Origin of the sequence: Streptomyces sp. H27-C3, assembly GCF_030063415.1 — a bacterium.
In the GTDB taxonomy this organism is placed as follows: domain Bacteria; phylum Actinomycetota; class Actinomycetes; order Streptomycetales; family Streptomycetaceae; genus Streptomyces.
The window spans coordinates 108,799-135,048 of the sequence record NZ_JASITA010000002.1 but is presented as its reverse complement, the minus strand read 5'-3'; the positions used below and the strand labels follow the sequence as shown (position 1 = coordinate 135,048).

General features: G+C 68.9%; 23 protein-coding genes and 1 tRNA gene. 15 read left to right on the top strand and 9 right to left on the bottom strand.

The features are described 5' to 3' along the window. The first annotated feature begins 188 nt into the window (after positions 1-188). The 4 genes from eno (at position 189) to QMK30_RS01930 (ending at position 3,645) form a co-directional block, all read left to right on the top strand. Positions 189-1,475, top strand: coding sequence for a phosphopyruvate hydratase (gene eno / locus QMK30_RS01945; protein WP_283515336.1), 1,287 nt, complete (start codon positions 189-191; stop codon positions 1,473-1,475). A 129-nt stretch (positions 1,476-1,604) separates the two neighbouring features. Then, positions 1,605-2,087, top strand: coding sequence for an FtsB family cell division protein (locus QMK30_RS01940; protein ID WP_283515335.1), 483 nt, complete (start codon positions 1,605-1,607; stop codon positions 2,085-2,087). Positions 2,088-2,140: 53 nt separating this feature from the next. Further along, positions 2,141-2,695 carry a DUF501 domain-containing protein gene (locus QMK30_RS01935; protein WP_283515334.1) on the top strand — a complete coding sequence of 185 codons (555 nt, stop codon included), beginning with the start codon at positions 2,141-2,143 and terminating at the stop codon, positions 2,693-2,695. Continuing rightward, entirely contained in the window at positions 2,692-3,645 is a 954-nt protein-coding gene (locus QMK30_RS01930; RefSeq protein WP_283515333.1) for a Ppx/GppA phosphatase family protein, read from the top strand. Before QMK30_RS01935 ends, QMK30_RS01930 begins: the two co-directional genes overlap by 4 nt. Before the next feature lie 52 nt (positions 3,646-3,697). Here the strand turns inward: QMK30_RS01930 and QMK30_RS01925 are convergent, their stop codons facing one another. Next, positions 3,698-3,967, bottom strand: a complete 270-nt coding sequence (locus QMK30_RS01925; RefSeq protein ID WP_283515332.1) for a type II toxin-antitoxin system RelE family toxin — start codon at positions 3,965-3,967, stop codon at positions 3,698-3,700. Beyond that, positions 3,964-4,236 carry a type II toxin-antitoxin system Phd/YefM family antitoxin gene (locus QMK30_RS01920; protein WP_283515331.1) on the bottom strand — a complete coding sequence of 91 codons (273 nt, stop codon included), beginning with the start codon at positions 4,234-4,236 and terminating at the stop codon, positions 3,964-3,966. Before QMK30_RS01920 ends, QMK30_RS01925 begins: the two co-directional genes overlap by 4 nt. 557 nt (positions 4,237-4,793) lie before the next feature. Here QMK30_RS01920 and QMK30_RS01915 point away from each other — a divergent pair. Together QMK30_RS01915 and QMK30_RS01910 are read left to right on the top strand one after the other, a co-directional pair. After that, positions 4,794-6,191 (top strand): NAD(P)/FAD-dependent oxidoreductase, encoded by a 1,398-nt coding sequence (locus QMK30_RS01915; RefSeq protein ID WP_283515330.1) that lies wholly within the window; start codon positions 4,794-4,796, stop codon positions 6,189-6,191. 221 nt (positions 6,192-6,412) lie between these two features. Continuing rightward, positions 6,413-7,714, top strand: a complete 1,302-nt coding sequence (locus tag QMK30_RS01910; protein ID WP_283515329.1) for a class I SAM-dependent methyltransferase — start codon at positions 6,413-6,415, stop codon at positions 7,712-7,714. 171 nt (positions 7,715-7,885) lie between these two features. On the opposite strand, the gene QMK30_RS01905 is transcribed toward QMK30_RS01910, so the two are convergent. Together QMK30_RS01905 and QMK30_RS01900 are read right to left on the bottom strand one after the other, a co-directional pair. Continuing rightward, positions 7,886-10,429: an ABC transporter permease gene (locus QMK30_RS01905; RefSeq protein WP_283515328.1), complete on the bottom strand. Its 2,544-nt coding sequence runs from the start codon at positions 10,427-10,429 to the stop codon at positions 7,886-7,888. A gap of 66 nt (positions 10,430-10,495) precedes the next feature. Next, positions 10,496-11,263 carry an ABC transporter ATP-binding protein gene (locus QMK30_RS01900; protein ID WP_283515327.1) on the bottom strand — a complete coding sequence of 256 codons (768 nt, stop codon included), beginning with the start codon at positions 11,261-11,263 and terminating at the stop codon, positions 10,496-10,498. Positions 11,264-11,640: 377 nt separating this feature from the next. Here QMK30_RS01900 and QMK30_RS01895 point away from each other — a divergent pair. Both QMK30_RS01895 and QMK30_RS01890 read left to right on the top strand, forming a co-directional pair. Then, a tRNA-Leu gene (locus QMK30_RS01895) sits at positions 11,641-11,725 on the top strand. Between the two features lie 101 nt (positions 11,726-11,826). Beyond that, positions 11,827-13,608 (top strand): tyrosine-type recombinase/integrase, encoded by a 1,782-nt coding sequence (locus QMK30_RS01890; RefSeq protein WP_283515326.1) that lies wholly within the window; start codon positions 11,827-11,829, stop codon positions 13,606-13,608. A gap of 225 nt (positions 13,609-13,833) precedes the next feature. Here QMK30_RS01890 and QMK30_RS01885 read toward each other — a convergent pair whose 3' ends face one another. The 3 genes from QMK30_RS01885 to QMK30_RS01875 all read right to left on the bottom strand — a co-directional run bounded on the left by QMK30_RS01885 (position 13,834) and on the right by QMK30_RS01875 (position 17,127). Further along, positions 13,834-14,958, bottom strand: a complete 1,125-nt coding sequence (locus tag QMK30_RS01885; protein ID WP_283515325.1) for an IS30 family transposase — start codon at positions 14,956-14,958, stop codon at positions 13,834-13,836. Positions 14,959-15,280: 322 nt separating this feature from the next. Further along, entirely contained in the window at positions 15,281-15,847 is a 567-nt protein-coding gene (locus QMK30_RS01880; RefSeq protein ID WP_283515595.1) for a GNAT family N-acetyltransferase, read from the bottom strand. 14 nt (positions 15,848-15,861) lie between these two features. Further along, positions 15,862-17,127 carry an NsdA family TPR-like regulatory protein gene (locus QMK30_RS01875; protein WP_502963049.1) on the bottom strand — a complete coding sequence of 422 codons (1,266 nt, stop codon included), beginning with the start codon at positions 17,125-17,127 and terminating at the stop codon, positions 15,862-15,864. Between the two features lie 321 nt (positions 17,128-17,448). Here QMK30_RS01875 and QMK30_RS01870 point away from each other — a divergent pair, with 321 nt between their 5' ends. From QMK30_RS01870 to QMK30_RS01840, 7 genes are all read left to right on the top strand, one after another. Further along, positions 17,449-17,934: a hypothetical protein gene (locus QMK30_RS01870; protein ID WP_283515323.1), complete on the top strand. Its 486-nt coding sequence runs from the start codon at positions 17,449-17,451 to the stop codon at positions 17,932-17,934. Positions 17,935-18,028: 94 nt separating this feature from the next. Beyond that, on the top strand, positions 18,029-18,454 hold the full coding sequence (locus tag QMK30_RS01865; RefSeq protein ID WP_283515322.1) for an ATP-binding protein: 426 nt from the start codon (positions 18,029-18,031) through the stop codon (positions 18,452-18,454). Positions 18,455-18,957: 503 nt separating this feature from the next. Beyond that, positions 18,958-19,635 carry a hypothetical protein gene (locus QMK30_RS01860; protein WP_283515321.1) on the top strand — a complete coding sequence of 226 codons (678 nt, stop codon included), beginning with the start codon at positions 18,958-18,960 and terminating at the stop codon, positions 19,633-19,635. 103 nt (positions 19,636-19,738) lie between these two features. Continuing rightward, positions 19,739-20,566 (top strand): DNA glycosylase family protein, encoded by an 828-nt coding sequence (locus QMK30_RS01855; RefSeq protein ID WP_283515320.1) that lies wholly within the window; start codon positions 19,739-19,741, stop codon positions 20,564-20,566. Further along, complete coding sequence (locus QMK30_RS01850) at positions 20,526-22,022, top strand: B12-binding domain-containing radical SAM protein (protein WP_283515319.1); 1,497 nt, start codon at positions 20,526-20,528, stop codon at positions 22,020-22,022. The genes QMK30_RS01855 and QMK30_RS01850 overlap by 41 nt, the downstream gene beginning before the upstream one ends. Beyond that, positions 22,019-22,660 carry a dTMP kinase gene (gene tmk / locus QMK30_RS01845; protein WP_283515318.1) on the top strand — a complete coding sequence of 214 codons (642 nt, stop codon included), beginning with the start codon at positions 22,019-22,021 and terminating at the stop codon, positions 22,658-22,660. Before QMK30_RS01850 ends, tmk begins: the two co-directional genes overlap by 4 nt. Positions 22,661-22,664: 4 nt before the next feature. Then, positions 22,665-22,988 carry a MazG-like family protein gene (locus QMK30_RS01840; RefSeq protein WP_283515317.1) on the top strand — a complete coding sequence of 108 codons (324 nt, stop codon included), beginning with the start codon at positions 22,665-22,667 and terminating at the stop codon, positions 22,986-22,988. An 875-nt stretch (positions 22,989-23,863) separates the two neighbouring features. On the opposite strand, the gene QMK30_RS01835 is transcribed toward QMK30_RS01840, so the two are convergent. Together QMK30_RS01835 and QMK30_RS01830 are read right to left on the bottom strand one after the other, a co-directional pair. After that, the gene (locus tag QMK30_RS01835; protein ID WP_283515316.1) at positions 23,864-24,430 is read right to left on the bottom strand and encodes a thioesterase II family protein; all 567 of its coding nucleotides are present in this window, start codon (positions 24,428-24,430) and stop codon (positions 23,864-23,866) included. A 231-nt stretch (positions 24,431-24,661) separates the two neighbouring features. Continuing rightward, entirely contained in the window at positions 24,662-25,894 is a 1,233-nt protein-coding gene (locus QMK30_RS01830; RefSeq protein ID WP_283515315.1) for an AfsR/SARP family transcriptional regulator, read from the bottom strand. Positions 25,895-26,250: the final 356 nt, after the last annotated feature.

The following is a 26,250-nucleotide window of genomic DNA, read 5'->3' as shown; positions in this document are numbered from 1 at the left end:
CGGCCCGGCGCGTTCTCCCCCGTACGCGCCGGGCCGGGGTTTCGTCATTATTTGCCCTGGTAAGGGCTTGTTCTTGTCCCAGGGAACGGGCGATCGGCAGGTCGATGCCCCCGGGCCGGTTAGGCTCATGTCGCAAGGCCGAAGAGACCCTGCACCCCTAGCGTCACACCCCATAAGGAGATGCTCTCGTGCCGTCCATCGACGTCGTCGTAGCCCGGGAAATCCTGGACTCCCGAGGCAACCCCACGGTCGAGGTCGAGGTCGGCCTCGACGACGGCAGCACCGGTCGTGCTGCTGTTCCTTCCGGTGCTTCCACCGGTGCGTTCGAGGCCATCGAACTTCGCGACGGTGACCCGAACCGCTACCACGGCAAGGGTGTCGAGAAGGCAGTCCTCGCCGTCATCGAGCAGATCGGCCCGGAGCTCGTCGGCTACGACGCCACCGAGCAGCGCCTGATCGACCAGGCCATGTTCGACCTGGACGCCACCGAGAACAAGGGCTCGCTCGGCGCGAACGCCATCCTCGGCGTCTCGCTCGCCGTCGCGCACGCCGCTTCCGAGGCGTCCGACCTGCCGCTCTTCCGCTACCTCGGCGGTCCGAACGCGCACCTGCTTCCCGTCCCGATGATGAACATCCTCAACGGTGGGTCGCACGCCGACTCCAACGTCGACATTCAGGAGTTCATGATCGCGCCGATCGGCGCGGAGTCCTTCTCCGAGGCGCTGCGCTGGGGCACGGAGGTCTACCACACCCTCAAGTCCGTCCTGAAGACCAAGGGCCTGTCCACCGGCCTCGGCGACGAGGGCGGCTTCGCCCCGAACCTGGACTCCAACCGCGCCGCGCTCGACCTCATCCTTGAGGCCATCACGCAGGCCGGTTACATCCCGGGCGAGCAGATCGCGCTCGCGCTCGACGTCGCCGCGTCCGAGTTCTACAAGGACGGCGTGTACGAGTTCGAGGGCAAGTCCCGCTCGGCCGCCGAGATGACCGAGTACTACGAGGAGCTCGTCGCCTCGTACCCGCTCGTCTCCATCGAGGACCCGCTGTACGAGGACGACTGGGCGGGCTGGAAGGTCCTCACCGACAAGCTGGGCACCAAGGTCCAGATCGTCGGCGACGACCTCTTCGTCACCAACCCGGAGCGGCTGGCCCGCGGCATCGAGGAAGGCGCCGCCAACTCGCTGCTCGTGAAGGTCAACCAGATCGGTTCGCTGACCGAGACCCTGGACGCCGTCGAGCTCGCCCAGCGCAGCGGGTTCAAGTGCATGATGTCGCACCGCTCCGGTGAGACCGAGGACGTCACCATCGCCGACCTGGCCGTCGCCACCAACTGCGGCCAGATCAAGACCGGCGCCCCGGCCCGCTCCGAGCGTGTCGCCAAGTACAACCAGCTGCTGCGCATCGAGGAGATCCTCGACGACGCCGCGGTGTACGCCGGACGTAGCGCGTTCCCGCGCTTCCGCGCCGGTCAGTAGGAACACCAGCAGGTAGTAACCGGGGCCGACCGCCCTGTCGTACGTACGTCCCCGCACTCGGTCCCGTACCGTGTCCGGGGACGTCCGTGCGTGGGCGTGCGTACGCCTGCGTAAAGGGGAGACGAGGCCATGGCTGGGAAGAACCGGGACCGGTTCTCCACCGCGACCAGGCTCAAGCTGCTCGGTGAGCAGACCGCCGCCCGCGTCTACCGCTCCCAGAACCGCCGCCAGGCCCGCCGCTCCCGGCTCACCGGCCGGGCCGCGCTGCTTGTGCTGGTGCTCTGTTCGCTGATCGTGGCCCTCGCCTATCCGATGCGGCAGTACGTGTCGCAGCGCGGCGAGATCACCCAGGAGCAGCAGCGAATGCGCGAGGCCGGCGGCCGGGTCGAGGAGCTGCGCGACGAGAAGGCCCGCCTCCAGGACGACGCGTACGTCGAGCGTCTCGCCCGGGAGCACCTGCACCTGGTGAAGCCGGGGGAGACGGGCTACACCGTCTTCGACCCGGACGCGCGCGACAAGCGCCGCACCGACGACGGCGCGGCCGACCGCCCCTGGTACGAGAACTTCTGGGACGGCGTGGACGAAGCCGACCGCCCGGACCAGCAGCCGTAGCCGGTAGCACCTCCGCCACCACGAACCACGAACACGAAGGCACGAAAGCTCGCATGGAAGCCGCACCCCCGACCACCCCGCGCACCGAGCCCACCGAGGCGGACATCGCCGCGTTCAAGCTCCAGCTCGGCCGCCCGCCGCGCGGCCTGCGTGCCATCGCGCACCGTTGCCCGTGCGGCCTGCCCGACGTGGTCGAGACGGCCCCGCGTCTTGAGGACGGCACGCCGTTCCCGACGCTGTACTACCTGACCTGTCCGCGCGCCGCGTCCGCGATCGGCACGCTGGAGGCCGACGGTCTCATGAAGGAGATGACGGCCCGGCTCGCCGAGGACCCCGAGCTGGCCGCCGCCTACCGCGCGGCCCATGAGGACTACATCCGGCGCCGCGACCTCATCGAGGTCCTTGAGGGCTTCCCGAGCGCGGGCGGCATGCCGGACCGGGTGAAGTGCCTGCACGTCCTGGTCGGCCACTCGCTGGCCGCGGGACCCGGCGTGAACCCGCTCGGCGACGAGGCCATCGCGAAGCTGCCCGCCGACTGGTGGGCCAAGGGCCCGTGCGTGACGCCCTGCACCGACAAGGCGCAGGTCACCGACAAGGCCCAGGCGTGACCCGCGTCGCCGCGATCGACTGCGGTACGAACTCCATCCGGCTGCTCGTCGCGGACGCCGACCCGGCCACCGGCGAGCTGGTCGACATCGACCGCCGGATGCAGATCGTGCGCCTCGGCGAGGACGTCGACCGCACCGGACGCCTCGCCCCCGAGGCGCTGGAGCGCACCTTCGCCGCCTGCCGGGAGTACGCGCAGGCCATCAAGGCGCACGGCGCCGAGAAGGTCCGCTTCGTGGCGACCTCCGCCTCGCGCGACGCGGAGAACCGTGACGACTTCGTGCGCGGCGTCCTCGACATCCTGGGCGTCGAGCCCGAGGTGATCACCGGCGACCAGGAGGCCGAGCTCTCCTTCACCGGAGCCACCAAGGAGCTGACGGGCAGCGATGACCTGCCCAAGCCGTACCTCGTGGTGGACATCGGCGGTGGCTCGACGGAGTTCGTCGTCGGCGACGACCAGGTGCGGGCCGCCCACTCGGTCGACATCGGCTGCGTGCGGATGACCGAGCGCCATCTCGTCCACGACGGGGTCACGACCGACCCGCCCACCCTCGGCCAGGTCGCCGCGATCCGCGCCGACATCGGGGCCGCACTGGACCGCGCCGAGGAACAGGTGCCGTTCGGCGAGGCCCGCACCCTGGTCGGGCTCGCGGGGTCGGTGACGACGGTCGCCGCCATCGCGCTGGGCCTCGACGCGTACGACCCGTCGGCGATCCATCACTCCCGGATTTCCTACGAACGGGTCAAGGAGGTCACCGGCACGCTGCTGACCTCGACCCACGATGAGCGGGCCGCGATCCCCGTCATGCACCCGGGGCGGGTGGACGTGATCGCGTCGGGCGCGCTCGTGCTGCTCGCGATCATGGAGCGGGCCGGGGCCGCGGAAGTGGTCGTCAGCGAGCACGACATCCTCGACGGAATTGCTTGGAAAGCGGCAGAGGACGCCGAGTGACTTGCCGGGTGCGCAGGCTGCCCGGAGCTCGGGGATCCGGGCAGCCTGCGCCTCAGACGCCGCGGTAGACGTCGCTCCGGTCGCCCACTTTGACAACGAGGATGATGAGCTCGCCGTCCTCGACCTGGTAGGCGACCCGGTAGTTGCCGACCCTGAGGCGATAGAGGCCCGACGGGCCCGCGAGCTTCTTGATGCCGGCGTCCTCGGGGTACGGATCGTCGCCGAGCGCGGTGAGCGCTGCCAGGATGCGCATGGCGACAGGCCGGTCGAGGGCCCGGAGCTGTCGTTGGGCCGCTGCGGTAAATCGGAACGCGTACTTCACGCCGCGCCCTGGGTGGGCTCGGTGAACAGGTCTGCCAGTAGCTCGGCCATCGTTACGGTGGGGCCGCCTTCGGCCAGGACCGCTTCGGCCTCTCGGGCCAGCAGTACGTCGGCTGCTTCTTCCAACGCGTCGAAGTCCGCGATGGGCACGACGGCTGCCACCGGCACACCGTTGCGGGTGATCACCGTGGGTGTGCCCTGCTCGGCACGATTGATGTGGTCGGCCAGGTGCGCACGGGCTTCCCGCACGGTCACAGTGCTCTCATCCATACCGGAAGTGTACGCGCAGGTGTGTACACAGCTGCTGGGAAAATGGCAGAAGGCCGCGAGTGTCACTTTGGCGGTCGTGCTCGGCGGCATCGGCTGGTCCATCGCCTGAGGGAGGGCGTCGGGAGGGCGCCCCGGGGAGCCCTCAGGGCCCTCCGTGGGCCCTCCGTGGGCCCTCCGTGGGAGCCCCCGAGGCGGTCCCGGGAGCAACCCGCGGGACACCCGTCGACGAACTTCGTGAAGTTCTTCACAAGGAATGGGGGCCTCTTGGTCCTCATTCGGGTGACGGGGGCCCGGCGGTGAGCCCAACGGGTGCGCGCCGCTCGGTTGTCGGACGCCCGGGGCGTGTTGCGTCCACGTGAAGCGGGCCGGTGGTCCACCCTACGGAAGTCCGCGAGCTGCCAGCTCAAAGGGGGTTTCCAACGTCCCGCACGGCGCAGTGGTTCCCCTGCCGGGCCATGACCTGTGTCACGCGAGCGGCGCAGTGTAGCAGAAGCGGTCGGAGTGCTTGTGAAGGGGCTCACGAGCCACCCTCCGGTAAGGGGTGGATACTCGATGGCATGAGCACCACGGAGCGTCCCAGGATCCTCGTAGTAGGCGGTGGGTACGTAGGCCTGTACGCAGCTCGACGCATTCTCAAGAAGATGCGTTACGCGGAAGCGACCGTCACGGTCGTCGACCCGCGCTCGTACATGACGTACCAGCCCTTCCTCCCCGAAGCCGCCGCCGGCAGCATCTCGCCGAGGCACGTCGTCGTACCGCTGCGACGCGTCCTGCCCAAGGCCGAGGTGCTCACCGGTCGGGTCACCACCATCGATCAGGACCGCAAGGTCGCCACGGTCGCGCCGCTCGTCGGCGAGGCCTACGAGCTGCCCTTCGACTACCTGGTCGTCGCCCTCGGCGCGGTCTCGCGCACCTTCCCGATCCCCGGCCTCGCCGAGCAGGGCATCGGCATGAAGGGTGTCGAGGAGGCCATCGGCCTGCGCAACCACGTCCTTGAGCAGCTCGACAAGGCCGACTCGACCACCGATGAGGACGTCCGCCGCAAGGCGCTCACCTTCGTCTTCGTGGGCGGCGGCTTCGCGGGCGCCGAGACCATCGGCGAGGTGGAGGACATGGCCCGCGACGCGGCCAAGTACTACACCAACGTCAAGCGCGACGACATGCGCTTCGTCCTCGTCGACGTGGCCGACAAGATCCTTCCCGAGGTCGGGCCCAAGCTCGGCGCGTACGGCAAGGAGCACCTGGAGTCCCGCGGCATCGAGGTCTACCTCAAGACCGGCATGGACTCCTGCGTCGACGGTCACGTGATGCTCAACAACGGCCTCGAAGTCGACTCCAACACCCTCGTGTGGACCGCCGGCGTTAAGCCCAACCCGGCGCTGACCCGCTACGGCCTGCCGCTCGGCCCCCGTGGTCACGTCGACACGCAGACGACGCTCCAGGTGCAGGGCACGGACTACATCTGGGCCGCGGGCGACAACGCCCAGGTGCCCGACATGGCCGCCCGCAAGGCCGGCGCCGAGAACGCCTGGTGCCCGCCGAACGCCCAGCACGCGCTGCGCCAGGCCAAGGTCCTCGGCGACAACGTCATCTCCGGGATGCGCGGCTTCCCGCAGAAGGACTACAGCCACGCCAACAAGGGCGCGGTCGCCGGTCTCGGCCTGCACAAGGGCGTCGCGATGATCGTCATGGGCAAGGTGAAGATCAAGCTCAAGGGCCGTCTCGCCTGGTACATGCACCGCGGCTACCACGGCATGGCCGTACCGACCTGGAACCGCAAGATCCGCGTCCTCGCGGACTGGACCCTCGCGATGTTCCTCAAGCGCGAGGTCGTCTCGCTCGGCGCCATGGAGACTCCCCGCGAGGAGTTCTACGAGGCCGCCAAGCCCGCTCCGGCCCCCGCCAGGGCCAAGGCCGCGGTGCCCGCCGAGGGTGAGAAGGCCAAGGCGTCCTGACGCCGGGCCAGTAGTACACGTAGCAACTCCAGGCCTCAGGGGCCGCCCGCCATCCGTGGTGCGGGCGGCCCCTGAGGCTTTTTCCGGGCACGATAGTTGTCGTTACCATTCACTTTGCCCACCCCTTACCCGGTACCGGGATGCTGCGAGGTACCCCGCGGTGTTATCTGGGATGTACCTCGCCCGCATTCCCTGGCTCCACCGTCACGGAGGTGTGCACCATGGCCGACGCCGCCCTGCGGCTGACCGCGCTTGCCGAGGAACTCCTCGGGTCACCACTACCCGTCCGCATCAAGGCTTGGGACGGCTCCGAAGCCGGCCCGCCCGACGCCCCCACACTGGTCATCCGCAGCCGCCGCGCCCTGCGCAGGCTGCTCTGGAAACCGGGCGAACTGGGCCTGGCCCGCGCCTGGGTGGCCGGTGAGATCGAGATCAGGGGCGATCTGTACGAGGGGCTCGACAGCCTTGCCCACCTGCTGTGGGAGCGCGGCCAGGAGGCCAAGTCCACCGTCCACCCGGTCCGTGACCCCAAGCTGCGCGCCGCCGCCCGCGGCCTGGTGGGCCTGGTGGGCCTGCTGCCGCCGCCCGCCCCGCCCCGCGAGGAGGTCCGCCGCCGCGGTGGCCCGCTGCACACCAGGCGCCGCGACAAGGAGGCGATCAGTCACCACTACGACGTGGGCAACGACTTCTACGCGCTGGTGCTCGGCCCCTCGATGGTCTACTCGTGCGCCTATTTCGACGAGGGGCTCACCCTCGAAGAGGCCCAGCACGACAAGCTCGACCTGATCAGCCGCAAGCTGGCACTCAAGGAGGGCGACCGGCTGCTCGACGTGGGCTGCGGCTGGGGTTCGATGGCGATCCACGCGGCGCGCGAGTACGGCGCGCGGGTCACCGGCATCACCCTCTCCGCCGAACAGGCCGCGTACGCCCGCAAGCGCATCGCCGAAGAGGGCCTGACCGACCGCATCGAGATCCGGGTGCAGGACTACCGGGACGTCAGGGACGGTCCGTACGACGCGATCTCCTCCATCGGGATGGCCGAGCACGTCGGCTCGGTGCAGTACCGGGAGTACGCCGACGACCTCTTCGCCCTGCTGAAGCCCGGCGGCCGGCTGCTCAACCACCAGATCGCGCGCCGCCCCGAGCCGGACGAATCGGCGTACCACGTGGACGAGTTCATCGACGCGTACGTCTTCCCCGACGGTGAGCTGGCGCCGGTGGGCCGGACCGCGGGGACGCTGGAGGAAGCGGGCTTCGAGGTCCGGGACATCGAGTCGATCCGTGAGCACTACGCCCTGACGCTGCGCCACTGGGTGGCCAACCTGGAGGCGAACTGGGCCCAGGCGGTCCGGGCCACCTCGCTGGGCCGGGCCCGCGTCTGGATGCTCTACATGGCCGCGTCCGCCCTGTCCTTCGAGCACAACAAGATCGGGGTCAACCAGGTACTCGCGGTACGGCCGGTGCCGGGGGGAGCCTCCGGAATGCCGCTGCGCGCCCGGGTCTGGGGCGCGGGTCCGAGCTGAGCCCGTACAAAGGAGGCCGGGTCCGGGGCGCGGGCCCGAGCTCAGCCCGCACAAGCCCGGGTCCGTAGCACAAGCCCGGGTCCGGGGCGCGGGCCCGAGCTCAGCCCGCACAGCCGAGCGGGCCGGCCCCCGTCACGGGAGCCGGCCCATTTCTGTGCGTACCGACCGCGGCTACTCGGCCTTGATCGCCGCCAGCGGGTTCAGCCTGGCCGCGCTGCGCGCCGGCCACATCGCGGCCAGCACGCCCACCAGCGCGGCGGCCACCAGGAAGATCGCGATCCGGCCGACCGGGATCTGCATGGTGTACGTCTTCATCGAGTCGCTGATGCCGCTGCCCGCGGCCCAGCCCAGGAAGATCCCGAGGCCGACACCGAGCGCCGCGCCGAACAGGGAGATGACGACCGACTCCAGCCGCACCATCTGCTTGACCTTCGACCGGTCCAGGCCGATGGCCCGCAGCATCCCGATCTCGTGCTTGCGCTCGAAGACCGACATCGCGAGGGTGTTGATGACACCGAGCACCGCGATCAGGACGGCCATCCCCAGCAGCCCGTACAGCATGTAGAGCATCAGGTTGATGGCGCCACCGATCTCGTCGCTGATCGCCTGCTTGTCCTGGATCTTGATGGCGGGGTTCTCACCGAGGGCCTTGACGATGCTGTTCTCCGCCTTGGCGGAGGTGCCGTCCTTCATCTTCACCAGCACCCGCTGGTCGGCGACCTTCTCCAGGTGAGGGTCGACCACCGCGGTCGGCGTGAAGATGCCGTTGATCATGTCGTTCGGCTCGTAGACGCCGATGACCTTCAGCTTCACGGACTTGCCGTCGTCGAACTTCACCGAGGTGGTGTCGCCGGGCTTCAGGCCCTTGTCGTCGGCTGTCTCCTTGTCCACGACCGTGGTGTCGCCGGTCAGACCGTCCAGCGAGCCACTGACGAAGTCGAGGCTGAGCAGCTGGCCGATGTGCTTCTCGTCGACACCGTTGATGCTGCTGAAGCCCCCGTCGACCTCGCCGTACGCGGCACGCATCGGGCTGCTCGCGGCCACCTCGGGGAGCGCGGCCAGCTTCTTCTCCACGGTGGGGGAGAGCGGCTGGTAGTTCGCCATGGAGACGGTGTAGTCGGACTTCAGGGAGTCCGTCGCCATCTTGTTGATGGCGCTCTGCATGGAGATCGCGATCACCGTCATCCCCGTGATGAGGGTGAGGCCGATCATCAGCGCGGCGGCCGTGGACGCGGTACGCCGCGGGTTGCGCAGCGAGTTCTGCCTGGCCAGGTTGCCCGTGACGCCGAACGGCTTCAGGAGGGGCGTCATGGCGGCGATGAAGGGCCGCGACAGCAGCGGCGTGAGCACGATGACGCCGACGAGGATCAGACCCGCGCCCAGGGCCATGTACGGCATGCCCTCCTGGCCGCTGACGGCCACGCCCGTGAAGAGCGCGCCGGCGCCGAGTGCGGCGATGACCGAGCCGATGGTGTTGCGTACGACCAGACCGCGCACGGTCGGCGACGCGTGCACGCTGTTCATCGCGGCGACCGGCGGAATCCTCGCGGCCCGGCGGCCGGGCAGCCACGCGGCGAGCATGGTCACGACCACACCGATGATCAGGGCGACGACGGCCGTCATCGGGGCGACGACCAGCGGGCCGTCGGGCAGCGTGCCGCCGATGCCGTTGACCACCGAGCGCAGGCCGATCGCGATACCGATGCCGACGGCGAAGCCCGTGGCCGCGGCGATCAGCCCGACGATGAACGCCTCGATCAGTACGGAACGGGTCACCTGGCGGCGCGAGGCGCCGATGGCACGCATCAGCGCCAGTTCCTTGGTGCGCTGGGCCACCAGCATGGTGAAGGTGTTGGCGATGATGAAAATGCCGACGAAGAGCGAGATGCCGGCGAAGTAGAGCAGGGCCTGGCTCAGCGAGTTGGTCTGCTCGTTGATCAGGGCTTCCTGGTCGGCGGCCAGAGTGGCGCCGGTGACCGCTTCGGTGTCCTTCGGCAGGATCTTCTCGGCCGCGCTCTTCAGCGCCGCCTGGGAGGTGCCAGCGGCGGCCTTGATGTCGATCTCGTCGTACTCGGTCTTGCCGAGCACCTTCGGCGCGGTCGCGTTGTCGAACAGCACCAGGCTGCCGCCGGCCACCACATTGCCGTTGGATGTGTCGAAGATGCCGCTGATCGTCTGCTTGGTCACCGGGCCGTCGGTGGACAGCCGGGCGGAGTCGCCGACCTTGTAGCCGGTGCGCTCGGCGGTGCGGCTGTCCACCGCGATCTCGCCGGCCCGCTTCGGCGCCTGCCCTGCGGTGAAGGCGTAACGGGCGTCCTTGCCGTCCGCGCCGGGGTAGAAGTTGGCGCCGGTGGTGCCCCAGTCCTGGCCGACGAGCTTGCCGTTCTTGTCGGCGAGCGCGGTGAAGCCGGACATGTCACCGATCACGGACGCGGCGCCGGGAAGGCCTTGCGCCTTCTTCAGCAGGGCGTCGCTCAGCACCGGCTGCTTCTTGGCCTCCTGGGCATCGTCGGAGGGGCCGGAGGCGGTGTCGGGGCGGATGGCGACCGACACATGGTCGAAGCTCTTCGCCGATTTGTTCTTGAAGGCGTTGCCGATGGTGTCGGAGAAGACCAGGGTGCCGGAGACGAAGGACACGCCGAGCATTACGGCGAGCACGGTCATCAGCAGCCTGGCCTTGTGCGCGAGCACATTGCGCAGGGCGGTTCGGAACATGTGTCAGTCAGTCCTGGGGTGGGAGCGGCCGGAGAGAGGGGGCGTACGCGCTACGAGCCGTGCCGGTCAGCTGGTGCGGCCCTTGCTGTCGAACTCCTTCATCCGGTCGAGGACGCCGTCCGCGCTCGGGTGCGGCATCTCGTCGACGATCCGGCCGTCGGCCAGGAAGATCACGCGGTCCGCGTAGGCGGCGGCCACCGGGTCGTGGGTGACCATGACGACGGTCTGGCCCAGCTCGCGCACGGAATTGCGCAGGAAGCCCAGGACCTCGGCGCCGGAGCGCGAGTCCAGGTTTCCGGTCGGCTCGTCGCCAAACATGATCTCGGGGCGGCTGGCCAGCGCGCGGGCCACCGCGACGCGCTGCTGCTGGCCGCCGGAGAGCTCCGTGGGGCGGTGCTTGAGGCGCCCGGACAGGCCGACCATCTCGATGACCGTGTTCAGCCACTCCTGGTCGGGCTTGCGGCCCGCGATGTCCATCGGCAGCGTGATGTTCTCCAGCGCGTTCAGCGTCGGCAGCAGGTTGAACGCCTGGAAGATGAAGCCGATCTTGTCCCGGCGCAGCCGCGTGAGCTGCTTGTCCTTCAGGGTGCTCAGCTCGGTGTCGCCGATCCGTACGGAGCCCGATGAGAAGCTGTCGAGGCCCGCGACGCAGTGCATCAGCGTGGACTTGCCCGATCCGGACGGGCCCATGATCGCGGTGAATTCACCCTGCCGGAAATCGACGGTGACCTGGTCCAGCGCGACCACCTGAGTCTCGCCCTGTCCGTAAACCTTGGACAGCTCGGTGGCGCGTGCGGCGACCGCGGTGGCGCGGTGAGCAGTGGTGGTGGTCACGAGGGGGCTCCTGTCGGGGACGCTTGGGGGACTTACTCATCGTCCCGGCCGACCGGCCGCCGCGGATCAGCCCGCATGCCCGTTCCCGTGGCCCCCCTGAGTCGGACCCGCCGCCCGCCAGTCCTCCTTTGGTATGACGTCAACCCTGAGAGCCGGGCCACGCCCGGGGGGTCCGCGCGGGCAGTCGAGTTTCCGTCATTCCCCGGCGACGGCTCCCGCGGCCGTCCACCGCGCCCGGCATGTGCCGATGGCTCTTTACGTGGTCTGACACATCCTCAGGCGCCAATAAAATAAGACAACATCGGATCGCTGTTCCGCTGTTCGGGGGATGCCTCCAGATAGGCTCTGACCCGCGAAATGGGGAGCCGCGACACCCTGCCCGGATGGTGGAATGCAGACACGGCGAGCTTAAACCTCGCTGCCCCTCGGGGCGTGCCGGTTCGAGTCCGGCTCCGGGCACCACGGGGCGCAACTGCCTGACCAGAACGAATGTCGAACATGGAGCGCCGAGTGTGTGTCCGTTGTGGGAGCACGGTGGGAGCACGCGGCGCTATCGTGCATGGATGGCGTACGTCACACCGCGCAAGAACGCGGTCGGAGAGATCGCGAGCTGCCAAGTCAAGTGGCGGTTGGGCGGGAGCCGTTCGGGGGCTCAGCCGACCGAGCGGTTCGATGACGAGGAATCGGCCGAGGTTTTCAGGCAGGCAGTAGACGACAACGGACAGCAGTGGCCGCCAGGGTGGGTCAAGGGCAAGGGTTACATCGACTCGACTGCCGATACGGAAGAGCGGTACGTCTTCCAAAACTATGCGCGAGAGTCCATCAAAAACCGGACAGCCGTTGAGGACCACTACCGCGATGCGGTGGGCAAGGAACTGGCGACCTACCTCCTGCCGACGTTCGGGAACTGTGACGTCCGGTCAGTCGAGCACTTCAGCAGGGCGACCGTCGGAGCCTGGGTCAACCAGATGGCCAAGACGAAGGTGTGGCGTGGCTCGGTGCGTAAGGAGATGAGCCCGAAGACCCTGAAGAACCTGCACGGCCTCCTCTCTTCCATCCTGAAAGAGGCGGTCGACGAGGAGCCGCCACTGCGTGCGCGCAACCCGTGCGATCTCACAGCCCTCCCGCGCACGGATGACGACGGTATCGGTGACGACGACGAGGACATGACGTTCTTGACGCCGCAGGAGGTGGAGGCGATCGTCGACGAGCTCCTGCGGCCAGAGGATAAGCGGTTTGTGCGGGTGGCCTACGCGACAGGGTTTCGGTGGGGCGAGATCACGGCCCTCGCGAAGCAGCACGCCGTGCTGGATACCAGCGACGGCAAGTACAGGGTGAAAGTCTCCCGCTCCTGGAAGCGCAAGCCCGGAGAGGGCTTCTACCTCGGCAAGCCGAAGTCGAAGCGGTCCCGGCGCAATATCCGGGTGAGCGCGAGCACGTGGAATGACCTCCTGGAGCACGGCCTGGACAAGCTCAAGCGCGGTGACCTGATCTTCCACAACGGGCATGGGGAGCGTCTGCCGTACTCGACGTTCTACGACCGATGGGTTACGGCTGTGGAACGGGCGAAGAAGGCTGGCACGCTCCCTGGGGAAAAGAGCCCGACGATCCACGATCTGCGGCACTCCCACGCCGCGGCCCTGCTCTCCGCCGGCCGTGGCCTGACGTACGTTCAGCGGCGTCTCGGTCATGAATCGATCACCACGACGTCCGATCGGTACGGGCATTTGTTGCCGGAGGCGGACGACGACGCGATGGAGACGATTGAGGAGGCCCTGGCCGGCGGCCGGGGCCGAAGGCCCTTCCCGGATGGGGCGGTAGAGGTGCTGTCCGCCGGCCAGGACACGCGGCGCCTGTATGTCGTGCATCTCCTGGGCCACATCGAAGGCTTCTGGAAGCTGGATCACGCCAAGGTCGTGGCCGAGCAGTGGGAGATGGACCAGGGCGAGGAAGCGCGTGTCGAAGCATGGTCGGCCGACTGGTGGATGAGGTCGGTCGTCGGCGGCCTGAACTGGGTGCGCCACCATGTGCCGGACCGTGTCCAGGTGTGGAGCGTCGGCCCTGCCCTGTACGCGCCGGACGGTACAGAGCATGTGATCCGGCCGGAGGACCATGAGCCTCGCGTCCGCTGGGCGTGGGAGTGGGAGCAGTCCTACACGGACGAGCCCGCGTGCTCACGCGTGGAGCACCGAGAGGGACCGGACGGGATGACCGAGGCAGCCGCGTGGGGGGTGGGCCGGGCGGCGGTGCAGGCGGCGTATGCGCAAGCCCGGACGGACGCGCTGAGGACCTGCGCGTATCACCCAAGCGCCAGGACTGTCGATGAGGGCGAGGTCGTGAACTGACGGCCCGGCGCCGGAGATGGGGGCATGGGGTCCGGGGACTCTATGCCCCTTCCTCCGGCGCTACACGCGGCGGTCTCGGGCGACGTCGGTGCCCGACCGGGTGTTACGAGTTCCGTCTGCGGCCGGGCTGTGTTCGCGCCGGGCGGTGGGCAGATGGATGACGCGGGCGATGGGTCTGGAGGCGAAGGTGGTGACCCCCCATCCATGCCGGGTGAAACCTTAGATTCAACGGGTCAAGGCAACACTTTCGGCAGGTGTGCGGAATCCCAGGCACTTGCGCGGACGGTTGTTGAGCTTCGCCGCGATGACGTCAAGATCGTCCTGGCTGAACGTCGACAGGTTCGTCCCCTTGGGCAGGTACTGCCGGAGCAGTTTGTTCGTGTTCTCGTTGGTGCCGCGTTGCCAGGGGCTCCGCGGGGCCGCGAAGAACACGTCAACGCCCGTAGTGGCAGTAAGCCGCTTGTGCGCTGCCAGTTCCATGCCGCGATCCCAGGTCAGTGTGGTGCGTAGTCGGGAGTCCATGCGGGCGTAGGTTTCGGCGAGGGCGGGAACGACCACGGCGGTGTGACGGCTGGCGAGTTTCACGACAGTGAGGAAACGCGACTTCCTGTCGACCAACGTGGCAACTTGGCTGTTGTTCGAGCCGATCACCAGATCGCCTTCCAGATGCCCGAAAACGCTGCGATCCTCCGCCTCTTGGGGCCGCTCACCGATAGGTCGGGCATCGATAATCTGTGAGCGCCACTGGCCTTTCACCGTGTGACGCTTGTTCTTCCGGATCGGGCGGCCCGTTCGAAGGCGCTTGCACAACTCGCGGGGAACCACCTTCCAGCGGGTGGTATAGATCGACCGGTAGATCGTCTCGTGACTGACCTGCAGGTGCGGATCGTCCCCGTGATGCAGACGGAGGTGGCCGACGATCTGTTCGGGCGACCACTCCTCTTGTAGCAAGGTCAGCACCGTCTGCCGCAACGCGGGTTCACGGGCGAGCAGGCACTGCTTCGGGCGCTTGGCATGATCGAGTGCCCGTTCCTGCCCGGCAATTGCCCGGTAGACGTCGCGTCCGCCGTTCTTGTTGACCTCGCGGCTGATCGTCGACACCGCACGCCCCAGGAGGCCGGCAAGGGTCCGGAAGGACTCGCCGGCACACAGCCCACGCGAAATCTCCTCCCGCTCGCCCAAGGTCAAGCTGCCGACGCGCGCCTTACGGAGTGAGGGAGCGATCCCTCCATGGTGCTTGAGGACGGTGAACACCGAGCCGGGCGGCTTGCCGATCTGCCGCGAGATGACACTGATCGACTCCCCGCCCTTCCACCGCCGCCACAAGTCGACCTTCATCTCGTCCGACATCCCCGGCCGACCCATCCTCGCCACGCAAACCCTCCTCGACCAGCACTGTTGCTCTGACCCATTGAATCTAACGGGGGTCAAAACTGGGGGTCCGCGCTACTCCTCCCCTCTGGTCGTGGCGCGGGCCGCAGCCCCCCGTGCGGCACCAAAGACGAGCCCGGCCGCTCTCCTCCCCCGAGCCCGGCCGGGCTCGCCCGCGTTCGGAGGGATGTCGGACCCGGGTCGTATCGTGGGGACATCCATAGAAGCTGTGCTGCCTTCTCGGACCCGACGGGGAAGCCCCGCTCATGACGAGCGGGGCTTCTTCGTGGGCGGGGGTCGGTCAGGATGCCGGGGCGGTCGCGCTCCGGTCGCCAGCCAGGTCGAGAACCATGGCCGTGTAGTACGGGGCGTCCTCCCACGGGTGCGACGTGCCGACCGCGCGGTAGCCCCACGCCTTGTAGGCGGACTGCGCCGGTGCGGCCTCGGGCTCCGGGCGCAAGGTGAGCGTCACCCGCTGCACGGGCAGGCCGTCGAGCAGTGCTGCGTGGAGTGCAGCGGCGACTCCTCGCCGACGCCACGGCTTACGGACGGCCAGCTCAAGGATTACCCACGTGCGGCGGCCGTCCTCACAGGTGAAGTCGTCGGCGAGGTCCTGGTCCACGTTGGTCCACCACCCGGTGCCGGGCGGGAGGAAGTAGCCGTACGTGAAGCCGACGACGTCCTCGCCATCGCGGGCGATGATCAGACGCATGCCCGGGCGCTGCGCGTGCACCTGATAGTGCTCGATGAACTGGGCGACATCGGACGGGCCTTCGCTGTACGGAGGCTCGGCATAGACCTCCTCGTAGGCCGGGAGGAACGCGTCGAGCTGCACCGCGGCCTCCTCGCCCTCGTACCGCTCGTACATCAGCTCGGTAGTCGTCACGCCGCCCCCCTTGCTTCCGCGTACTCGGTCAGTTCCTCGGCAGCTCCCCGGGCTGAGGCCGCGTCGATCGCGCCGAGCGCGGTGGCCACATCGTTCAGCCGCCGCAAGACTCGGCCGGACTCGACCTCTTCCAGGTGCTCCAGGCTTCCTACGGCATGGGCCGCGCCCTCGTCCACCTCGCCGGCGTCGACCAGGCTCTTGGCGAGAGTGATCCGGTAGAGGGCGCGGTTGCGGCCGTAGTTCGCCTCCTGGTGCGCGAGGGCGGCGCGGAGGAACCCCGTCGCGGCCTCGTGGTGGCCGAGTTCGGTGTAGAGGGCCCCTTGGGAGTAGCCGAGTTCGGCCGGCCCGTGGAAGGCGCTCCATTCGGGGGCGGGGCGACCGCGCCCGTGGCCGTCGACGAGCTTCATGGCGTCGACCATTCGACCCTTGGCGCTCACGCTGTCGGCCATGAGCGACAGCGCGCGCGCCTCCCGGGCTGCGATGAGGGACTGGAGGACCGGGGAGCCCAGTCGTGTTGCCCGCTCCTGGGCTGCGCGCGCCAAGTCGAGACCGTCCCGTGGCCGGCCTTCATGGCACGCCTGGAGGCTCATGGAGGAGAAGACCAAGATCTCCAGATTGGGGTCGCGGAGCATTGTGGCCGTGGTGAGGGCCTCGCCCCAGAAGCGGCGCGCGTTGTCCTGGTCGTCGGCGTCGTAGCACAGCCACGCACAGTGCTCGGCGATCTCCCCGGACAGGAGCTGAAGCTGCCGGCCGATCGTCTCCGGGTATCGGCCGGTGTTGATGACCCGGCGAACCCTGCGAAGGTGGCGGGCAGCCAGCGAACGGACGTCGCCGCCGCCGTACGCGTCGTCGAGGTGGAAGAGGCTGCGGAGTCCGGCGCGTAACTCCAGGAGGTGTGTGGTGCCGACGGCGCCTGTGGCTCCGGTGGGACTCAGAGGCCGTACGTGGGCAGGTAGAGCAGCGGCAGCTACACCGATGGAATCGGTCAGGAAAGCACGTCGGTCCACGGAGGTACCTCCTTGTGCGGGGAGTGGTGCTCTCCCCACGGTGGCACCTGGAGGTGGTCCGGGAAGCCCAATCTCGGACGGGCAGAAGCCGAACATGGCGTGAAGGACTCTCCAAGCGCGCGCCCGGGGAGCGGGAGGCCGGGGCCGGCGCCATCGCCGGTGCTGGCGATCGGTCAGGGTGACCGCCTCGCCCAGTAGGTCGGCGGCCGTCTGGAAGGCCCGCAGAAAGTCCGTCGGCTTCTCCCATCCGTGCATGCGACAGGCGTGCTCGAAGGGCGTCAGGTCTGACACCTCGCCACCTCCGTGATCTGTGTCACTCGAAGGTAGCGACTTTCGGGATGCCGGAAAGACCGGTTGCCGCGAAAAGTCCGGCTGAAAGTCCGCCAGAAGGTCCGGCCAAGTCGGTTGCACGGGAGTTGGCTTGTACGCGAGGGCGCCAACTGACCCATTGGCCATCGACCCGTCTGGGAGTGCAGAGCAATGCCGAGCACACACGCACGAGATGACAGGGGCGCCGATCTTGCCCCCGTTCCACCTCCGATTGCTGCCGCGGTATCTACCCGGCCTGAGCGTCGGATGGCCTCCTGTCGCTGGCTGCTGGCGTCGGCCCCGGTCAGGGAGCAGGCGAAAACGGACTGGGAGACCAAAGGGGTTGCCTGGCTGCGGCCGGGCCTGTTGTACGCCGCGGTGACGATCCCGGCCGGCATCATCCACGCTGCGGTGGGAGTGGCCACCGTGCAGGAGTGCGCCGAGCCGCTGGCCGAAGTCCTGGGTGAGGGACCGTTGTTCTACGAGGCGCAGGGCTTCGGCTCCGAGGACTCGTACACGGCGCTCGTCCTGTCGTGGGTGGCGCAGATCGCGACGCCTGCCGGCATGGTGCTGCACCCGCCCCGCGCGCTCCTTCAGGTCCCGGCACCCGACGTCACTGAGCCCAACGAGGGCCTGTTCTGGGTGGTGCCGATGAACAGCCCGGGCCTCCTGGTGCCGTTCGACCGGCTGGTCCCCCTGGTCACGCTCGGGCGCGAGCGCCTGGGCTCCCAGGAGGTGGAGGTCGGTGAGTAGCCACCCCGGCCAGCTGACGCTCAGCAAAGCGAAGTCCCCTGAGACGTCGGATGCGGCCTGCGTCGTGCTCCGGCCGGTGAGGAGCGGCGCGCGCATGGTCATCGAATCCGGGACAGTCGGCAATCCGGCCTACTCGAAGAGTTTGCCCAGGATCCCGGAGTCGGCGGGTGACGCGCGGCTACTGGTGTCGGCGGCACTCGACGCCTGGGGCCTCCCCTCCCTGAAGGGTGACGCGCATCTGGTCGTCACGGAGCTGGTGTCCAATGCTGTCGCGCACGCGCGCCGGGAAACGATCCGCGTGACGGTGACTCGACTGGACGTGTTCCGGGTCGAGGTGGCCGTGACGGACCTGTCCCGGGCTGCCCCGCAGATGCGCCCGGCGGTGTTGTCCGACTCGGAGTCGGGGCGCGGCCTGTCGATCGTGGCCGCGCTGACGGACGGCAAGTGGGACTCCGAGCCCAAGAACTGGGGCAAACGGGTGTGGGCTCAGCTCACCGCTGGAGGGTCGCTGCGTGCATGACGAGCCGCCCGAGCTGACGAAAGTCGTCGTGTTCCTGACGGTGCTGGTGGTGCTGATGGCCGTGGTTGCCGCCGGGATCGCCCTCGACCGGTAGGCGGCCGGATGTCCGGCTCTCCATGGGTCATCGGGACGTGCTGGCGTTGCGACGGCCCCGACCTCTCGGTGATGTGGATGGGTCCCGTCCACACAGAGATCCACGGAGTGGGCCCGTTCTCCGCCTGCGAACCGTGCATCCAGCGCCTTGAAGAGTTGGTGCGCGCACACCACGCACAGGCCGATCGGCCGACCTGACAACACCTCCCGCGCTGGCCTTGCTCAGATCGGAACCTGATGACTGAACAGATGAGGCGTCCCGACGCCCGTCGTGCCGCGGTTGCCCTGGTGGACCTCCAGCTCGGCAGCCTGCGGCTGGCGCCCGAGTGGACAAGGCGTGACGGCGTCGTGTCCCGCACAGTGCCTGAGGGCAAAGGGTGGTGCCAGACGATGTATGTCCCCGAGGAGGCGTGGCCCCCGGCGCGGACCTGTGCGTCATCGTGCGCTGGCACCCTGATGCAGCGTTCCGGCGCGACAGCCGCACTCGCCGTATCCCGCCCGGCGCTCAGGAGCACTGGGCGGACCGAGTTGAGGCGGTGGTGACCGCGCTGGAGTCCATCGGGTACCGGGCGGCGGTGACCGGCCCAGCGCGTGCTCCACACCTCCACACGGCTGAGGAAATTCTTGTGTGGCGCCTGGCGCAGGGCGAAGACCGCACGTGGCCGCCGGCTGGAGCCTGGGATGGCGTGGAGGCAACTTGCCGTGCGAATTTGGGGCGGGGCTACGCCTCTTTGGAGCCCGATCCGTACGAGCTCGTGGATGCCGTGCTGACGACCGCCCGCCGGGGCGACAGCGGCCAGGGGATGTGGACGGTAGTCGCGCTGGATGCCGATCCGGTGATCTGGCCGCCGTTCGCGGAGACGTGCGCACGGGTCCTTTGGCAGCCCGACCCGCCATTCAGGCGGTTGCCTGATGGGACGCTCCCCGCCGGGGCGGAAGATCACTGGCGTACCGGTATCGCCCGCGTGCGGCAGGACTTAGAGGCGGGCGGGTACTGCGTCCGTGAGGCCGAGCGCACCCACTCGCCGGATCTGGACGACGACGCCGGTCTCCTCGTCTGGCGCACCAGAGCGGTTGATGCCCCATGACGTGGTGCAGCGGTCCTGCTCGCTGGGTGAACGTTCCACGGTGCCGGGCTGAGTGCGGGAGCATCACTCCGTACTGCCCAACCACCGATGCGGAGCCCCCCTCATGACGACTACGTTGCTCACCGATCACCCGGCCTGGACCGCCCAGCCCGACGGGTCGGTCGTCCGCGTCGTGGATGACGGCACTGGTGCCTGGTGCGCCCGTTGGACTGGCTCGCGCCTGGAATGGGAGGCGCTTACCTCCAATAAGGCGACTCCGCGCTCGCGCCGTACGCCCGCCGCCGACCTGCCCGACCGGGCGTCCGCCGACCTGCGCACGGCTCTGGCGGCTCTGGGCACGGTCGAACGGCTCCCGAATCCGTCCCTGTGGGACGCCATCACCACGGCGCTGCTGCGCCGCATCATCCGCGCCGAGCAGGCCCGGTTGCTGTACCGCCGCTGGTGCGCCACGTACGGCCGGCGTCACGACATTGCGGATGGGCCGTTGTTCGCGACGCCGACGCCCGAGACCGTGCTCGCCCTTGAGGGCGACGCGCCGTACCGGGAGGTCGGCGCGCTGTTCCACAAGAAGGCGCTACCCGCCGCTGCGGCGGCGTACCTGGATCACGCTTCCGAGTGGTCCGTCCTCGACCCCGATGACCTGGTCAAGGCGCTTCAGGAGGTCTCTGGCATCGGCCCGTGGACTGCGGCCGCCGCAGCGGCTGATTTCACCGGGGACTACGCCGTTTACCCGCACGACGACCTAGCTGTCCGCACCTGGGCCGCCAACGCCGCACCTGAGGTGCAGTGGCCCGATAACGCACGGGAGTTCGCCGCGCTCTGGCACCGATGGGCGCCGGACCGGCCAGGGCTCCACGCACTGACCACGCTCACACTCGCCTGGGGGATTCATGCCCGACCATCGGAGCACCACGGCCCTGACCGCACCTGACCTCATCGCCGGGGCGGACCTGGCCCGGCCGCTCGACGCCCTGTTCATCAACGCCCCTCTACGGGACTACGGCCTGAGGCCGCGCACCAACGACTACACCTTGCCGGTCATCGGCATGGCGTACATCGCCACGTACGCCCAGGCACAGGGCTTCAATGTCGGCATCCTGGACGCCGAGGCGCACGGCCTGGGGGTGCAGGCGACCATCGAGACAGTCAACGCCGCCCGGCCACGGTGGGCCGGCATGAACCTCCTCGCCCCGACCTACGAGCTGTCGGCGCGCATCGCCGCCGGCCTGGACGAGAGCATTGCCCTGATGGTCGGGGGTCACCATGCCAAGGCCATGCCGACCAGGATCCTCGCGGACCCGCGCATGGTGCGTCTGCAGGCCCTGGTCATCGGCGAGGCCGAGAGCCGCGTCGCCGCGCTCCTGGGTGACGGCGCGCGACGGGCGGAGCTTCCAGGGGTGATGTGGCGTGACCGGCTCCTGGGGACGACTGCCACCGGGATCGCCCTGCCGGGACAGGGAGGTTCGTGGCTCAGTCCGGACATCGACGCCCTGCCGTTCGTGGACCGTGCGTTCCTTCCCCAAGACCCATACCTCACCAGCGGCGGCCGGTGGAAAGCCAACATGGTGGGCGCCCGCGGCTGCCCGTACGAGTGCGCGTTCTGCGGCGCTGCTGCCTCGGTCAATCCGGACGTGAAGATCCGCACCCGAACCCCGGGCAACATCATCAGCGAGATGAACGAGCTGCACGGGCGTTACGACGTCACAGCGTTCCGGTTCGTGGATGACCTGTTCCTCGGGGCACACCGCATCATCGCGTCCATGATGGAGGCGTTCAGCGCCCACCACGTCGGGGAGCGGTTCGTGTGGGACGCCACCGGCCGGATCAACGTGATCGCCCGCGAGAGCGACGCGATGCTCGACACCCTCGTCGCCAATGGCCTCAACGAGGTCGCGCTGGGCGTCGAGTCCGGCAGTGACCGGGTCCTGGCTTCCATGGACAAGCGGATCACGGCTGAGATGACTCTGGCCGTCGCACGGCGGCTCCTGGAGCGCGGCATCTCCGTGAAGGGCTATTTCATCCTCGGGTTCCCCGGTGAGGAACCGGAGGACATGGCCGCGACAGTCCGGCACATCAGGCATCTGTGGGAGCTGGCCGACCGCCTGCCCGGAAGCTTCCGCGCCTCAGTGTTCGAGTTCCGGCCGTACCCGGGCACCCCGGTATGGAACGACCTCGTGAAGGCCGGCCACGCCCCGGAAGCGATGCTCGACTACAACGATGTCGACCTCACCGAACACGGCGCCAACGAATCCATGCGAGCCCGCGACGAGTTCAACTTCAGCGTCGGCATCCCGTTCGCAGGAACGGGCCTGGCGGAACTGCGCGCGACGTTGTCCACCCTGACGCGTGAACAGCACGCCCGGACCACGGAGGGGGTGTCCGCGTGACGGGGCGATTCGTCACTCTCGACGGGCCAGGCGGCGTCGGGAAGTCCACCGCGGCCCGGCTCCTCAGCGATCTGCTGCGGCAACGCGGCGATGCGGTGCACGCTACAACGGAGCCGTCCCGCAGCGAACTGGGAGCGTTCACCCGCTCCCACGCCGATCAGATCACCGGCCGGTCGCTGGCCTGCCTCGTCGCAGCCGACCGCTACGACCACCTCGCCCGCGAGATCGAACCGCAGCTCGACCAGGGCGTCACCGTGGTGTGTGACCGCTACCTGGCGTCCACGCTCGTCGTCCAGCAGCTCGACGGCGTCGACGAGGATTTCCTCCTGGCGCTCAACGCCGGCGTACGGCTGCCGGATCTGTCCGTCATCCTCACCGCCGACCCGGCCGTCATCACGGCCAGGCTCTTCGACCGTGGGGCGCATCACCGGTTCGAGCGTGACCCGGGCATCCCGCAGCGTGAAGTGGCGCTGTACAAGCGTGCGGCCGTGACGCTCATCGGTCTGGGCGTTTCGGTGCTGGTCGTCAATACCAGCACCGTCCCCTCTTCCGGGGTAGCCGCACGCATTGCCGAGTCTCTGGCGACGTCCTCCGGTAGCGTCGCGCCTCGCCCCCACCCCGCACCCCTCACGGAGTAACCGCATGCAAGACACGGACTGGACCACCATCGCGCGCCTCGTCGAGTGGCTCGATAAGGAGTCCTCGACCTCTCTTTCCCCGGCGGAATCGCGACTGCTGCGCATCCTGAAAATCACCGAGGAGGCCGGCGAGGTCGCTGAGGCAGTCCACGGCGCGATGGGCTCCAACCCACGCAAGGGCGCTAGCCACTCGTGGGATGACGTGCAGTCCGAGCTGGTGGACGTCATCCTCACCGGCATGGTGGCCCTGTACACGATCACCCCCGACGCCCCAAAGATCTTCGCCGAGCGAATCGAGCACATCGCCGAACGATCCCTGGCCAAGTAGGCCCGGACACGTAGTGGCGCGGTTCCGCTCAGGGCCGCCTATCAGGACCAGGGCCGGGGGAGCGGCGGACCGGCTCGATCAGAAGCGAGGGGCTGCTGGCCCCTCGCTTTTGTCTGCGCGCGGTCCGTATGCCGAGCAAAGAATCGAATCTGAACGATCCAGCCCTACTGGTGAGCGACGATGTAGGACCGGATGCATCTGATCCAGCCATTTTCGACCGAACACGGCGAGATCTAGGCACAGCAGGTGGTTCGGGTTTTAATGACGGTCCGCGAGCCAGGCAATGGCCGGGGCACAGGCTCGCTACGGACACGTAGCGAGGCGGTTCCGCTCCATGCTCCGCAAAGCTGGGGTGCGGACCGCAGGAAGGCCCGGCAGTCGGCTGCCGGGCCTTCCGTCATCTGGGGCGCTCCACCGTGCTCCCATGGGAGCACGGCCGGGTGATAGCGCGGGGCAATCCGGACTCATGCGGGATCATGCGGGGCGGTTTTCCCAGGTGAGAGAGAAGCCGCAGGTCAGAGGGGGTTCCGGATGCGGTTCGAGTCCGGCTCCGGGCACCACGGGGCGCAACTGCCTGACCAGAACGAATGTCGAACATGGAGCGCCGAGTGTGTGTCCGTTGTGGGAGCACGGTGGGAGCACGCGGCGCTATCGTGCATGGATGGCGTACGTCACACCGCGCAAGAACGCGGTCGGAGAGATCGCGAGCTGCCAAGTCAAGTGGCGGTTGGGCGGGAGCCGTTCGGGGGCTCAGCCGACCGAGCGGTTCGACGACGAGGAATCTGCCGAGGTCTTCAAGCCGGCAGTAGACGACAACGGACAGCAGTGGCCGCCGGGGTGGGTCAAGGGCAAGGGGTACATCGACCCGGCTGCCGCTACGGAAGACCGGCGCTCACCCGGGGGTCGGACGCGCCGAGGAGCGCGGTGACGGGGCAGTCCAACGGCGTCCGCCCCTCGCCCTCGTAGGCCGCGAGCATCCGGAAGTCGGCGGCGATGTAGGGCATCACCAGTTCCATGAACGCGGGGTTGCGCAGCAGTTCCGCATCCGTCTGGCCCAGTTCGACCAGCGTCGCCCGCATCAGCTGCGGGGCCCGGGCGCCCGAGGCGAAGAGGTGCCCGACCCGGGTTCCTCCGGCCTCCAGGGCCCGGGCCACCTCGTAGGCGACGACGGCCCCCATGCTGTGTCCGAAGAGCGTGGTGGGCCGCTCCTCCATCATCGGCCGCAGCTCGTCGGCGATGTGCCGGGCCATGGGCACGAGTGCGGTGCAGGGGGGCTCAGCGATGCGTTCCGCACGCCCCGGATAGCACACCGCATGGACTTCGAACCTGTCCAGCGCCTTGCCCCAGCCGCGGAAGAAATAGGGCGAGCCGCCGGCATGAGGGAAGCAGGCCACCCGCTCCGCGGCGAGGGGCCGTGACTCGACGCACTGTGTCCACACCATCGTGCCCCCAAGTCCCGCACCCTCGAATCCGCTTCTGTTTCGGTCATGATGCGGTCCGCCCCTGACAACCGGCTGATACCTCCGTGCGCCCGGTCGGCCTCGGCGCCGCTGCCGCGGGTCGCGGGGGTGTGGGACGAGCCCCCATCCCCTGCCTGACCGGCTGCTGTCCGGCCGTACACAAGACATGGGCGCCACCCCGAGGGTGGCGCCCATCGTCGTACGCGCGGAGCGTCAGACCATGACAGTGGTCGACCAGGGCACGGCGGCGTTCCAGCCGGGCCAGAGGCTTTCGGGTTCGGCGCGGGACGTCAGCACCACGAGCAGCGGGGTACGGCCCGCCGTGCGGATCACCTCACCGACGCAGGCCGGGACCGCGCCCCCGACATGGTGCAGGTTCTCGGCGACCACCACCAGCGGGCGGTGCGGGGTGGCTCGGCGCAGTGCGGCGCGCAGGTCGTCGCCGAGTGCGGCGCCGTCCGGGCCGGTGCGGACGTGCCAGACGGTGACCTGGCCGTCCTGGCGGAGCCTGCTCGTGAGCTCGGAGAGGAGCCAGCCCGTGCCTCCGCCCGTGCCTCCGGCGAGCGTCACGACGTGCGGGCGCTGCTGGCGTTGTACCAGGGACAGCAGCGCGAACAGCAGGTCCAGTTCGGGGTCGGACTGCGAACTGAAGTCGATCTCGGGGCTGTCGGGCTCCTCGGAGGGGAGCAGGGCGGGATCCTGGTCGATGATCGACTGGTGCAGGTTCCGCAGTTCGCGGCTGGGCTGGACGCCGAAGTCCTGGCTCAGCTGCTGCCGGAGCCGCTCGTACGCCCGCAGTGCCCCGGCCTGGTGGCCAGCCCGGTAGAGGGCGAGCATGAGGAGGTGGGAGGAACGTTCCCGGGAGGGCTCGGCGGCCGTCGCGGCCTCCAGTCGGCCGATCACCTCCTGGTACCGTCCGTTGCGGAGTTCGGCGTCGCAATAGTCTTCGAGGGCTGCGGTCCGGGCGTTGTCCGCCACCGCCAACTGGGTCCAGTCGATGCCGGATTCGGCAAGTTCCTGTCCGGCTCGGCCCCGCCACAGGCCCAGCGCGGCGCGCAGGAAGCGGGCGGCGCTCTCGGGCTGGCCGGCGGCCAGTGCGGTGCGGCCCTGGTCGGCGAGGATCCGGAACCTGGCCAGGTCCAGAATCTCCGGCGCCATCCGCAGCATGTAGCCCGGGGCCTGGCTGACCAGGGACGCGAGATGGGTGGGTATCGCACCGCGTGTCAGCACCCCGCGCAGCGCCGAGATGGTGTTCTGCAGCACCTTGCGGGCTGTTGTCGGCGCGTCCCCGTTGGGCCAGAGGACCTGCATCAGGTCGCTGGTGGCGACCACCTGGTTGGTGTGGAGCAGCAGGAAGGTGAGGATGGCGCGCTGGTTCATGCCCCGCAGCGGGAGCGGTCCGGTCGCGGTGACGATCTCCAGTGGGCCGAGGAGTCGGAAGGACACTCCGGGGTCCGCGGGGTTCGCCGGCCGGGCCTCGCCGAGCGGACCGGATCTGGCACGTGTCAGTCCCGCGCTCCGTGAGCCGGGCTGCGCCGCCGCACGTGGTCGGTGGGTCGCGGGGCTGCGGGTACTTGTTCGCGGCATCGTCTGGTTGAGCATGTTTCCCCCGTATTTAACTGGCGTCGGCGGAGGCACGGTCGGCCGTGGTGCAGCCGTGGTGTCTTCGCTTCCTGAGGGGGTGTTCGAAATGGGCCAGGCGCGCAGGCGTGCAAAGCCCGTCCGGCTGTCGCGATCGCGTGGCCGTCCCCCCCGGGTCGGCCATCTTTGGTTGCCCGTAACGAATGTGAAGGGCAGTCACA

What these genes read in the sequence shown, in the direction of transcription:
- QMK30_RS01940 (WP_283515335.1), top strand. Translation starts at nt 1,605, where the DNA reads ATGGCTGGGAAGAACCGGGACCGGTTCTCCACCGCGACCAGGCTCAAG.
- QMK30_RS01935 (WP_283515334.1), top strand. Translation starts at nt 2,141, where the DNA reads ATGGAAGCCGCACCCCCGACCACCCCGCGCACCGAGCCCACCGAGGCG.
- QMK30_RS01920 (WP_283515331.1), bottom strand. Translation starts at nt 4,236, where the DNA reads ATGGATGAGAGCACTGTGACCGTGCGGGAAGCCCGTGCGCACCTGGCC.
- QMK30_RS01915 (WP_283515330.1), top strand. Translation starts at nt 4,794, where the DNA reads ATGAGCACCACGGAGCGTCCCAGGATCCTCGTAGTAGGCGGTGGGTAC.
- QMK30_RS01910 (WP_283515329.1), top strand. Translation starts at nt 6,413, where the DNA reads ATGGCCGACGCCGCCCTGCGGCTGACCGCGCTTGCCGAGGAACTCCTC.
- QMK30_RS01905 (WP_283515328.1), bottom strand. Translation starts at nt 10,429, where the DNA reads ATGTTCCGAACCGCCCTGCGCAATGTGCTCGCGCACAAGGCCAGGCTG.
- QMK30_RS01890 (WP_283515326.1), top strand. Translation starts at nt 11,827, where the DNA reads ATGGCGTACGTCACACCGCGCAAGAACGCGGTCGGAGAGATCGCGAGC.
- QMK30_RS01885 (WP_283515325.1), bottom strand. Translation starts at nt 14,958, where the DNA reads ATGTCGGACGAGATGAAGGTCGACTTGTGGCGGCGGTGGAAGGGCGGG.
- QMK30_RS01880 (WP_283515595.1), bottom strand. Translation starts at nt 15,847, where the DNA reads ATGTACGAGCGGTACGAGGGCGAGGAGGCCGCGGTGCAGCTCGACGCG.
- QMK30_RS01875 (WP_502963049.1), bottom strand. Translation starts at nt 17,127, where the DNA reads ATGCACGGATGGGAGAAGCCGACGGACTTTCTGCGGGCCTTCCAGACG.
- QMK30_RS01870 (WP_283515323.1), top strand. Translation starts at nt 17,449, where the DNA reads ATGGCCTCCTGTCGCTGGCTGCTGGCGTCGGCCCCGGTCAGGGAGCAG.
- QMK30_RS01865 (WP_283515322.1), top strand. Translation starts at nt 18,029, where the DNA reads ATGGTCATCGAATCCGGGACAGTCGGCAATCCGGCCTACTCGAAGAGT.
- QMK30_RS01855 (WP_283515320.1), top strand. Translation starts at nt 19,739, where the DNA reads ATGACGACTACGTTGCTCACCGATCACCCGGCCTGGACCGCCCAGCCC.
- QMK30_RS01850 (WP_283515319.1), top strand. Translation starts at nt 20,526, where the DNA reads ATGCCCGACCATCGGAGCACCACGGCCCTGACCGCACCTGACCTCATC.
- QMK30_RS01840 (WP_283515317.1), top strand. Translation starts at nt 22,665, where the DNA reads ATGCAAGACACGGACTGGACCACCATCGCGCGCCTCGTCGAGTGGCTC.
- QMK30_RS01835 (WP_283515316.1), bottom strand. Translation starts at nt 24,430, where the DNA reads ATGGTGTGGACACAGTGCGTCGAGTCACGGCCCCTCGCCGCGGAGCGG.